Here is a 10,158-nt window from a genome sequence, read left to right as displayed (position 1 = left end):
AAAGATGCAATGCTCCGGTGCTGATTCGGAGCATCTTTCAATTTGACAACGCCGATTGTAGGGCTAATTCATGAATTAGCCCTACGCCGATTGTAGGGCTAATTCCACTGCTAAATCGATCGACTCTTGTTCCCCACTTAAGCCCAACTATCGGCACTATTCGTTCATTAAACACTAATTGTCAAGATGCAATGCAATCCTTGCTATCAAAGTAATTTCAGTTCCGGTGCTGATTCGGAGCATCTTTCAATTTGACAACGCCAGAAAAAGACTGGCAGCTAATAGCTTCTTTATTATATCTCCCGCAAAAGTGAGTTTTTAATCGCATTTTCCAGAAAAAGATCGCTTTTCTACTGCTAGGAAATAATCTATTTCTTTCTGCTTCTCCTGACTCGGAGAATACTGACTCGGAGACTCCTCACTTAACGGAAGATTTTTGATTTATGCAGCAGGTTTATTGATTAGGCACTGATACTAGATAAGTAGTTATAGAATTCTAATAACTCCTCATTAGTTAGCAGTAAACGAGACTTTTTGCCATAGGTAGAAATCAGGTATTCCCGACCTTTTTCTGTGGTCCAAGCTAATCGTTTCATCTCCACATCAATTTTAGTTTTAAGCACTGAATAATCGATTTCTTCGGGAATAACAACAACTGGTTCTGGTGCCGGGGGTTCTTCTTCAGTTAAACTCGCTTCTTCTGGCAATTCTGATAATAAGGAGTAATTATCGGTTTCCATTTCTAATAATAAAGGCTCTGGTTCTGGTAAAGGAATATCCTTAACTTGAGGTAATTCCGGTTCAATTTTAGCCGGGGGAATATCCTTAACTTGAGGTAATTCCGGTTCAATTTTAGCCGGGGGAATATCCTTAACTTGGGGTAATTCCGGTTCAATTTTAGCTTCAGGACGAGGTATTTCGGTGACTTTAGCCGTTTTAGTCGATTTTTTGGCACTAGGGACGGTTTTAGGTAAATCTTCCGGTAGAGAAATATTATTGGGGCTGATTTTTTCCACAAGCTGGAGATCGGGGGTGTTTTCAGCTTCTAAAAGCAGTAAAGCTCTTTCTCTGGCTCTATCTTCGGCGATTTCCACCGTATCTGCCGCTGCTAAACCTGTAACGACCGTTTTTCCCTCAATTTCGATGATCGCTCTCACAATATACTTGCCGTGATCGATTTGAACTAACTCGCTAATCAGGGCAACTTGGGGGTAACGTTGGCGTAACTTTTGCAACATGGTGACTTTTTCGAGTTCTTTTGTACTTATAATAAAATACTCTATCGTAATTATGGAAAAATGTAGCAAGTTCTTGCTAGGATCAAAGATTAGATAAAATTTTCAGTCCTAGGATTAGCCTTGCCCATGGTAACAAGATTCTACTAGGCTGAAGCTTCTGCCAGAAAGACGAGCGATCGCAAAAAAGTTTGCCAGTGTTCGCTATTGGCTTATCCTAAGAAAGGATTCGATAATTCTCAAGGTAGGTTCGGGTGTTCGATGCTTGCTTAGTTTACCTTCACTGTCACCTACAGCGATCGCAATTAGCCCGATAGAGATAATCTCTCGAGTCAATGGTTTAAATCAATCCTCTCATTATATAAGTATTTAAACTTAATTGTCCACCATTCCGTCAGTGTCTTGTAAGTAAGGATTATTGTTAGATGGACTTCTCGATCGCCACACTCCTCTCTCATCTTAGTGATGATAAATTAGCTACGGGTAAACTTCTCGAAAAAAAATTAGGCTGCGAAGACGATCCCGAAAGCTGCGAAAAATTGCAAGTGATTCTCGATGCTTTGGAACGTTTGGGAATGGTTGTCAAAGAACGGGGGCGCTATCGTCGTGTAATCGAGGAAAATATCGTAGAAGCAAAGCTGCGCTGTTCCAGTAAAGAATTTTGCTTTGCTATCCAAGATATCGAAGATGCTGATGACATCTACGTGTCGAAAAATCATCTCAGTAACGCTTGGAATGGCGATCGAGTTTTAGTCAAAATCATCCGTGAGGGAACCCGTCGTCGTTCTCCGGAAGGAGAGGTGAGATTAATTCTCGAACGAGCTAATCCTTCGCTTCTAGCGCAAGTAAAACAGGAAAATGAACAGTTTGTGGCGGTTCCCCTCGATGATCGCCTAAAATTTACCCTTAATCTCCTCGAAAATGGTCAAAATCTCCAAGAAAATATCGATCACCTCGTTCATGTTTCCGTCCTCCGTTATCCCCTAGGAGAAATGCCTCCCATCGGTAAAGTTACTCGCATTCTCGGTTCTACTGCCGAGGCCGCTGCCGACACGGATATCGTCTCCTGTAAACACGATCTACCCCATAATTTTCCGCCAGAAGCCCTCGAAATTGCCGATAATTTAGCAGATTTCTTCGATAGTGGCGAAAAAGAACAACTGCGAGATTTAACTCCACTCTTCACCTTTACCATCGAAGATGACACCCCTCTAGATTATCCCCCAATCATTGAAAATGCCTTTTCTTTAGAGAAAATCAACCAAAATCGCTGGCAAGTGGCCATTCATATCAGCGATGTGGTCCGTTACATTGAACGGGGCGGATTATTGGATAAAGTTGCCAAAAAACGGGGAACTGCCGTCTATTTAGGCGAAAAAGTGCTGCCATTAGTCCCGGCTGCCCTTACCAGTCGTTGTTCCCTGTCACCCCAAGAACAGCGCCCCGCTATTTCTATCCTCGTCACCCTCGATGATAAGGGGGAGCTAGTGGAGTACGAAATCACCCGCAGCCTCATCCAAGTGGATCAACATTTTACCTATCAACAGGTGCGCGATCTGCTCAGTGAAGAAGATAGCGAAGCTGCCCCCACCGATACCGTTGAAACCCTGAAAGATTTATTTTTCAGCGTTTGCCCCACCCTAAAATCCCAACGTCTGCAGCGGGGTAGTTTTGATATTCAATTAGACAAAATCTCTCCCTACAAAGACGAAGGACGGGGGGGGACTGTTCTCGCTTCTAATAATTTACCGGCCCGTTCTTTACTGACAGAAGTGGCAATTTTAGCCGGCAAAGTTGTCGCTGAACATTTACAGGCCTTAAAATTGCCCTGTATCTACTGTGGACAATCGGAACCGGATTGGGATGAATTGGAGGATTTACTCAAATTGGCCAATAATTTAGGGGCAGAATTAAATTTAACTGCCGAGGAGGAGATTAAACCCAATGACTATCAAAATCTCACCCGCACTTTTTCCGCTTCTTCATCGGTGAAAGTCCTCAATTATCTGCTGCAAGAAACTCTCAAATTAGTTAGATATAGCAGCCATCCTCTACCCCATTTTGGTTTGGCCTATCCTAGCAATTATACCCACTGTCTCTCCCCCCTACAAAGATATGCCGATCTTTGGGTACAACGGGTGTTAAAACTCCTACTAACCGAGGGGAAAGATCGCCGCAGCAAAATCGTCAAAGTCGGGGTTAATTTGGGCAGTAATAGCTGTCATGGACAGATTCATTGGAATATTCTCCCAAGTCAAATTCAGGAGGAGTTAGAAGAAGAAAGCCATCTAATTGTTTCCCATCTCAATGATCGCTCAAAAATTGCTGAAGATGCGGAAAAAGACCTAGAAGGATTGAAAAAAGCCGAGAAAATGAAAGAAAGAATGGGTCAAGTGTTTCGCGGCTTAATTACCGGTGTACAATCCTATGGTTTCTTCGTGGAAATTTCCGATTTATTAGTGGAAGGGTTGGTCCATGTTTCTTCTCTCAAGGATGATTGGTACGAATATCGCGCCCGTCATAGCTGTTTGGTAGGACGGAAAAATCGCGTTGCCTATCGTCTCGGTGATGAGGTAGAAGTGGAAGTAAAAGATGTAGACTATTATCGTCAGCAAATCGATCTAGTTACAGTTAGCGGTGGCAGTTCAGCAAGTTATGACGACTTAGAAGAAGATTAATTATGAATCAACCAACCACCGAAAAAATCGGGAAAACCCGCTTTATTCTGCCCTTTTTATGCGGTATTTTTCTCTTTTTAACTGGCTGTGTCCGTTACGATGTGGGCATTAATTTTCCCCACCAACACCACGGGGAAATTATTCAACATATCACCCTCGGACAACGTTTAACCAGTCTCAGTCAAACCGAAGCCACTAAATGGTTAAATAGTATCGAACAGAGGGCAAAATTACTTAAGGGGAAAACCGATCATATTTCCGAACGAGAAATAATTGTCACTATTCCCTTTAGTAATAGTCAGGAATTAGAGGAAAAATTCAATCAGTTTTTTGATCCTAGTTCTTCCTTTAAAATCAAAAATTCCCCTAATACCGATGATAGCAAATTACTGCAACTAGATTCAAAACTGGCAGTTACAGAACAAGATTGGTTCTTTTTGAACCAGAAAAACTTAAAATTAACCGTTGATTTGCGGGCTTTGGGTGTACTTTCCGAACAGGGAAATATTATCATTAGCCCCGGTTCCTTAGTCGATATCGACTTCGCTTTAAAGACTCCCTTAGCCGGTCAAAATATTGAAGATGACTCAGGATTAAATCCCCCGGTAGAACAAGTTGACAATCAGTTAATTTGGCATTTAAAACCGGGAGAAATTAACACCATTGCGGCAGCTTTTTGGGTTCCTAACTATTTAGGTATCGGCACAATAGTTATTGTTTTAATAACAGTTTTTGCCTATTACTTGAAATATAAACGCTTGCCCGGTGTATCCCCATCGACTTAAATTGAGAGGGCAACTAAGTAGTTATTGTTAAAAACTGTCAGACACCCCCCTTATTAAGGGGGGATTAAGGGGGGATCAACACCCCCCTTATCAAGGGGGGATTAAGGGGGGATCCATCTTCAATTTAATTATGAACAGCCACTTATTGACCGAGATTTAATGATCAATAAGAGAAAAATTAGCCAACTTATGAAACTGATCTAAAAATTGGCCCGCAATAGGGAAAATCTTGGCTAGGATCAAATCATAGTCATAATTGAGACTAGACGAGTTTCCCTTTTTTACTTTATTACTGGCAATTACAGTTATGGTTAGCAATATTCCCTTTTCTATCCCCGAATATAGCCTCGATCGAGATTGTACCACCCTCTCCCGTCACGTCCTGCAACAACTACAAAGCTTTTCCCCCGACGCGCAGGATTTAAGCGCAATTATGAGTCGGATTGCCCTAGCGGGGAAATTAATTGCCCGTCGTCTCAGTAAAGCGGGATTAATGGCGGATGTGCTAGGTTTTACCGGAGAAACCAACGTCCAAGGGGAATCAGTCAAGAAAATGGACGTTTTTGCCAATGAGGTATTTATCTCGGTTTTTAAGCAAAGTGGTTTAGTTTGCCGTCTTGCTTCCGAGGAAATGGATAAACCCTATTATATCCCAGAAAACTGTCCCATCGGTCGCTATACCCTACTCTACGACCCGATCGATGGTTCTTCCAATGTGGATATTAACCTAAATGTGGGTTCGATTTTTGCCATCCGTCAACAGGAAGACAATGATTTAGACGGAGAGGCGCGGGATTTACTGCAAAATGGTCGTAAACAAATCGCCGCCGGTTATATTCTCTACGGACCCTCGACTATTTTAGTTTACTCGATCGGTCGCGGTGTTCATGCCTTTGTCCTTGACCCCAGTTTAGGGGAATTTATCCTTGCCCAAGAGAATATTATTATCCCCGATCACGGTCCGATTTATAGTACCAATGAGGGCAATTTTTGGCAGTGGGATGAGGCAATTCGCGACTATACCCGTTATGTTCACCGTCATGATGGTTACACGGCCCGTTACAGTGGGGCATTAGTGGGAGATATCCATCGAATTTTAATGCAGGGTGGTGTTTTTCTTTATCCGGGTACTGTTAAAAATCCCCAGGGAAAATTGCGCCTAATTTATGAAACTGCCCCCCTTGCTTTTTTAATTGAACAGGCAGGAGGTAAAGCTAGTGATGGGGTGACAAATCTTTTAGATATCGTTCCCGATAAATTACACACCCGCACACCTTTAGTGATCGGTAGTATCGAAGATGTTAAATTAGTAGAGTCTTTTATCGCTGATCGTCGTCATCGCGATCGAGTTTAACTTATAGTTTTATTTAGCGATATTGACATGGATTTACAAGCTCTGAAGTGGACTAAAAATGTCAGGCGAAACGATGGTACATGGGCATATCGGGAATATAAGGTTTCTGATCGCTTCCAACTGGCATGGAAAGATGATGAAGTCAATGCCAATAAACCCGAAAAAGGTAGTTTGATACTACTCAGACAGCGAGGGTATGTTACCCATTTAGTAAAAGTTCTCGACTGCAAAGCCAAACGTGAAATTGGCAAGGATAATTACGACATCTATCGAATTGTTAAGGTGCTTTGGGCTATTGATTTTGATAATCCACCTGTATCAGCAAAAGCAGATAAGATGTTTGATTATCGAGTCAGGTATCAGGGTGGGAATGTGATGGAATTGGAGAAGTTACCAACTTTCAGACAGCGTTGGGATGACGATGGCGGTTTGGGGGGATTCCAAACTTACATTCGGAATTTATTGGGGCTGTCAAGCAATGACTAAGATCCTTGTTAAGCTTGTGTTATAGTATTGAGCAGATATAGAGTAACTGCTATGACTGCTATAGTTCAGGAACTTTTAGATACCTTTGACCGCTTGACAGACTCAGAGCGCTCAGATTTGCTATTAGAGATTCTGAAGCGGACAATTCACCTGGATTTTCCGCCCTTATCTGATGAAGATCTAGTCCTCAATGCCGAGGGAATTTTTCTAGAATTAGATGATCAGGAAGCTTCCTATGGATAGCCCTGATCGTGGTCAGGTTTGGCTGGTTGATCTGGGTTATGTGGCCAAAGTCAGACCCTGTTTGGTTATCAGTATTCCTGCGCGCAATCAAGAGCGTGCCTTAGCGACTCTGGTTCCACATACGACAAGCTCTCGTGGTTCAAGATTTGAAGTGAAAGTCCAAGCTCGCTTCCTTAGAGAAGGAGTCTTTGATGTACAAAACATCGTTACAATTCCCCATGCAAAGCTTTTGCGTAAATTAGGAAATCTGACATCTGAGCAAATGATGGAGGTTGAGAATGCGTTACTTTTTTGGCTAGGGTTTGAAGAGAGGAATGATCAAGAAAGCGAAGATTAGTCTGTGCGCTAGTTGCAGCGGAAACATAATCAATAGTTAGGGTTTGCGGCAAAAAGTTTTTCGTGGGGTGTGGGGTGTTTAGGTTTATTCAGCAAGCCCTAAATACAATCGAATCCCTTTGGGATAATTATTCTAGTATGAGAACATGGATTATTCTTAAGGAGCTATCTAAGTCATGACGATCACTACAGAAGATTTGCTGTTATCTTTGCCGCTAGTTAGCAGGGAAGAAATGTTAGCTGGAATGAGTTTTTTAAAAGCAGATTTAGAAGGACTATTTACTTCCGATCAATCCCTTAATTTACCGAAGGAATATCAAAATGATTATTTAAAAATTACTGGAGTTATAGAAAAAATCAGAGCAGCTCAAACTCTACATCAAGCGGAGAATATTTATTCTCTTGAATATCAACCAATAACAAGAGAATTTCAAGCTAAGTATTGTGAAGTTTTGTCTGCTGATAGCTTAAAAAAATGGCATATTATGATAATTATTTACGGAGTTTTATCGAGTTATTTCGAGTGAAGAAAATACTGTTAGATGCTTTGTTAAAATCAACAGATAAATCCGCTCAATATAATCGTATTTGCTTCGGTCTTACCATACTCTCAGAGATAATAATAGAAAAATATATTGGCTATTTTCCCCACAACTACCTAGAATCTTTTAAGATGATCGCCAAGGCTTTTTTAAATGATCCTAGCTTGCAACCAGAGAAAACAAGTCAGTTTAAGCAAGTTTTAATCTCTTTAAAGAATACGGCTAGAGCAATCCTCTGGCAAATACAAGAATACGAAAATCAAGAAACTAAACCTCTCAATTGGACAGACTTTTATACGTCGAATAAATCCGATACTGATCAAGTGCAGAAACAAAAAAATCAGCCAGCGATAGCATGGGCAAAATCTCGCTTGGAACAGTTAGAAAATCTGAGAAAAGTTAAGGGATGGGATTAAAAGAGTGATTGTAATTCTGGACTCTAACATTTTAAGCTTATTAGTAACCCCGCTCGGTGAAGACTGGCCAGAAGATCAAAAGTTATTTACAGAAGTTTATCAATGTACCGAATGGGTTTTATCGTCTGCTGGCAAGAGGAGCTTGTCTGACTTCATCTGATCTATGTGATTATGAGGTTAGACGAGAAGTAAAAGCGTGCAAGAATTAGATAAGTTAAGGAATGTAATTAAGTTTCAGAAAGTCAGTTTTATTTTACTACAAAAAGCCGCTTATCTTTGGGCTGAAAAGTTAAAGAAAATATTGATATAGATTGTATCCTATCGGCTCAATGGTCGCTACTCAAAGAAAAATATCCCAGTCGTCGGGTTATTATTGCCAGCAAAAATATCAAAGATTTCCAAAACATTACTGATTGCTCCCTCTGGGAAGATATACATTATTAAAGCGAAACCGCTTGCTTTTATTTTTTTCAATAATAATTATAGATCCAAAACAATCTATTTGCCACCCGAAAAATTCTTGATCAATAGGACTCGATCGAGGATAATTAGAGAAAGTATCTTTGCTGGTGAAATTGAGCTTTACTTTGTCTAGGAAAAACCTGCCTTAGACAAAGTAAAGATCAGAAAATCCTACACCATGGATACTCTAACGGTCGTGCGGTGCGCCAAACCCAACGGTTAAGGTGTTACCCATTGGATCATAATAAACGTTTACTTCTGCCATTTTTGTCTGATTAATTATAAGGTTGTAATGATTGGGTAGGAGCGAATTTTTTGGTCAACTGTAATAATGATTAAATCATTTTGGATTGCTTGACAAATTAGCAGTCTATCAAAGGGATCACGATGCAAGGGAGGTAATTTCATTAAATAGGCGATGCTTTCTTCATCAATCGTTAAACTCGCTATTTGATGGCGATCGCGTTGTTTGGGCAGATAAACTTCTGGTGATTCTGGCAAGGGAAGTTTACCTAATTGATATTTAATAATGGCTTCCCAGATGGAGGCTACACTTAAATATACGCTATTTTTAGCGTCTTTAATGGCATCACAAAAATCTTGTGAAAGTTGAGGATCTCCATTAAGAAACCAGAGAAAGATATGAGTATCGAGTAAAAGTCGCATGATTTTTATAAAGGGTTTTCAAAGTCCTGTAGGATTTCATCGGGTAAGGGATCGTCAAAGTCAGCAGGAACGGTAAATTCTCCTTGACAGAGGGCGTAGGGTCTAGGCGTTTTTGGCTCTTTTTGTTGATTCCTTCTGGCTTGGGTAAATAATAAAAAGTCAAGCAGTTCTTCAACAATTTCTTCGGAGATTTGAGATATTTCTTGGATCAGTCTTTCTCTAGTTGTCATTAGGTTTGCTCCTTTTAAGGTTGAATATTTAAGATTTGACGTTGTTGATTATTACGGCGATCGAGTTCTTGCTTAAGGGTTTCTTTTGTTATCGTTGGCATTCAATTTTTCTTGGCGGTCTAATTGCGGGAAATAGCTCTTATAACAGTATAGCTATTGGTTTGGCGGTTTTGGTCATTTACATAGGGTTTTCTGAATAATGGTAAAACCCTTTTAAAATAAGGCTTTTGACCTGTTAAAATCCGATGTTAGTGCCAGACAATCGGATTGGGACTCTCAAAAACCTTTTGAAAAATCTGGGAACGAGACGCATTCATTCCTTTAAGTGTGTCAATCTATTCTAGGGCTACAGAATTGGCTCCTTTATAAGCTTGGTTAAAGGCTACAAACACAGTTGAAAAAACTGCGATTGCCACCTTCATACCAAACAAGCGAAACCGCTTGCTTTTATTTTTTTCAATAATAATTATAGATCCAAAACAATCTATTTGCCACCCGAAAAATTCTTGATCAATAGGACTCGATCGAGGATAATTAGAAAAAGTATCTTTGCTGGTGAAATTGAGCAGATTAGTCTAGGAAAACCCTGCCCTAGACAAAGTAAAGATCAGAAAATCCTACACCATGAATACTCTAACGATCGCTTGGATAGTCGTTCCCTTTTTGAGCGGCTTTATTGGCTATTTACTGTCTCGCTGGGCTAAATATCTGTCCTTAATTACTTC

The 10,158-nt window shown here is 40.5% G+C and carries 11 protein-coding genes; 8 read left to right on the top strand and 3 right to left on the bottom strand.

From position 1 onward, the window contains the following. Positions 1-461: 461 nt before the first annotated feature. Positions 462-1,238, bottom strand: a complete 777-nt coding sequence (locus EWV66_RS10865) for a slr1353 family protein (protein ID WP_272079452.1) — start codon at positions 1,236-1,238, stop codon at positions 462-464. 422 nt (positions 1,239-1,660) lie between these two features. Here EWV66_RS10865 and EWV66_RS10860 point away from each other — a divergent pair, with 422 nt between their 5' ends. From EWV66_RS10860 to EWV66_RS10825, 8 genes are all read left to right on the top strand, one after another. Further along, positions 1,661-3,913 carry a ribonuclease R family protein gene (locus EWV66_RS10860; RefSeq protein ID WP_072926736.1) on the top strand — a complete coding sequence of 751 codons (2,253 nt, stop codon included), beginning with the start codon at positions 1,661-1,663 and terminating at the stop codon, positions 3,911-3,913. A gap of 2 nt (positions 3,914-3,915) precedes the next feature. Then, the gene (locus EWV66_RS10855) at positions 3,916-4,698 is read left to right on the top strand and encodes a DUF3153 domain-containing protein (protein ID WP_052277087.1); all 783 of its coding nucleotides are present in this window, start codon (positions 3,916-3,918) and stop codon (positions 4,696-4,698) included. 307 nt (positions 4,699-5,005) lie between these two features. Then, the gene (gene fbp, locus EWV66_RS10850; protein WP_002789086.1) at positions 5,006-6,052 is read left to right on the top strand and encodes a class 1 fructose-bisphosphatase; all 1,047 of its coding nucleotides are present in this window, start codon (positions 5,006-5,008) and stop codon (positions 6,050-6,052) included. Positions 6,053-6,079: 27 nt separating this feature from the next. After that, on the top strand, positions 6,080-6,538 hold the full coding sequence (locus EWV66_RS10845) for a hypothetical protein (RefSeq protein ID WP_052277088.1): 459 nt from the start codon (positions 6,080-6,082) through the stop codon (positions 6,536-6,538). A gap of 51 nt (positions 6,539-6,589) precedes the next feature. Continuing rightward, on the top strand, positions 6,590-6,781 hold the full coding sequence (locus EWV66_RS10840; protein ID WP_002734063.1) for a hypothetical protein: 192 nt from the start codon (positions 6,590-6,592) through the stop codon (positions 6,779-6,781). Further along, positions 6,774-7,118 (top strand): type II toxin-antitoxin system PemK/MazF family toxin, encoded by a 345-nt coding sequence (locus EWV66_RS10835; protein WP_002752537.1) that lies wholly within the window; start codon positions 6,774-6,776, stop codon positions 7,116-7,118. Before EWV66_RS10840 ends, EWV66_RS10835 begins: the two co-directional genes overlap by 8 nt. A 175-nt stretch (positions 7,119-7,293) precedes the next feature. Then, positions 7,294-7,644, top strand: a complete 351-nt coding sequence (locus EWV66_RS10830) for a hypothetical protein (protein ID WP_284525824.1) — start codon at positions 7,294-7,296, stop codon at positions 7,642-7,644. Continuing rightward, on the top strand, positions 7,593-8,075 hold the full coding sequence (locus EWV66_RS10825; RefSeq protein ID WP_287108963.1) for a hypothetical protein: 483 nt from the start codon (positions 7,593-7,595) through the stop codon (positions 8,073-8,075). Before EWV66_RS10830 ends, EWV66_RS10825 begins: the two co-directional genes overlap by 52 nt. Before the next feature lie 741 nt (positions 8,076-8,816). Here the strand turns inward: EWV66_RS10825 and EWV66_RS10820 are convergent. Next, positions 8,817-9,203 (bottom strand): type II toxin-antitoxin system VapC family toxin, encoded by a 387-nt coding sequence (locus EWV66_RS10820; RefSeq protein WP_012265532.1) that lies wholly within the window; start codon positions 9,201-9,203, stop codon positions 8,817-8,819. A gap of 5 nt (positions 9,204-9,208) precedes the next feature. Then, positions 9,209-9,433 (bottom strand): DUF2281 domain-containing protein, encoded by a 225-nt coding sequence (locus EWV66_RS10815; RefSeq protein ID WP_002796731.1) that lies wholly within the window; start codon positions 9,431-9,433, stop codon positions 9,209-9,211. Between the last annotated feature and the right edge of the window lie 725 nt (positions 9,434-10,158).

The organism is Microcystis sp. M_OC_Ca_00000000_C217Col (genome assembly GCF_007095585.1).
In the GTDB taxonomy this organism is placed as follows: Bacteria; Cyanobacteriota; Cyanobacteriia; order Cyanobacteriales; family Microcystaceae; genus Microcystis; species Microcystis panniformis.
Note: the sequence above shows the minus strand (reverse complement) of the source record. Positions and strands in the feature narration are given on the sequence as shown.

What these genes read in the sequence shown, in the direction of transcription:
- EWV66_RS10815 (WP_002796731.1), bottom strand. Translation starts at nt 9,433, where the DNA reads ATGACAACTAGAGAAAGACTGATCCAAGAAATATCTCAAATCTCCGAA.
- EWV66_RS10835 (WP_002752537.1), top strand. Translation starts at nt 6,774, where the DNA reads ATGGATAGCCCTGATCGTGGTCAGGTTTGGCTGGTTGATCTGGGTTAT.
- EWV66_RS10860 (WP_072926736.1), top strand. Translation starts at nt 1,661, where the DNA reads ATGGACTTCTCGATCGCCACACTCCTCTCTCATCTTAGTGATGATAAA.
- EWV66_RS10830 (WP_284525824.1), top strand. Translation starts at nt 7,294, where the DNA reads ATGACGATCACTACAGAAGATTTGCTGTTATCTTTGCCGCTAGTTAGC.
- EWV66_RS10845 (WP_052277088.1), top strand. Translation starts at nt 6,080, where the DNA reads ATGGATTTACAAGCTCTGAAGTGGACTAAAAATGTCAGGCGAAACGAT.
- EWV66_RS10865 (WP_272079452.1), bottom strand. Translation starts at nt 1,238, where the DNA reads ATGTTGCAAAAGTTACGCCAACGTTACCCCCAAGTTGCCCTGATTAGC.
- EWV66_RS10855 (WP_052277087.1), top strand. Translation starts at nt 3,916, where the DNA reads ATGAATCAACCAACCACCGAAAAAATCGGGAAAACCCGCTTTATTCTG.
- EWV66_RS10840 (WP_002734063.1), top strand. Translation starts at nt 6,590, where the DNA reads ATGACTGCTATAGTTCAGGAACTTTTAGATACCTTTGACCGCTTGACA.
- EWV66_RS10825 (WP_287108963.1), top strand. Translation starts at nt 7,593, where the DNA reads ATGGCATATTATGATAATTATTTACGGAGTTTTATCGAGTTATTTCGA.
- fbp (WP_002789086.1), top strand. Translation starts at nt 5,006, where the DNA reads ATGGTTAGCAATATTCCCTTTTCTATCCCCGAATATAGCCTCGATCGA.
- EWV66_RS10820 (WP_012265532.1), bottom strand. Translation starts at nt 9,203, where the DNA reads ATGCGACTTTTACTCGATACTCATATCTTTCTCTGGTTTCTTAATGGA.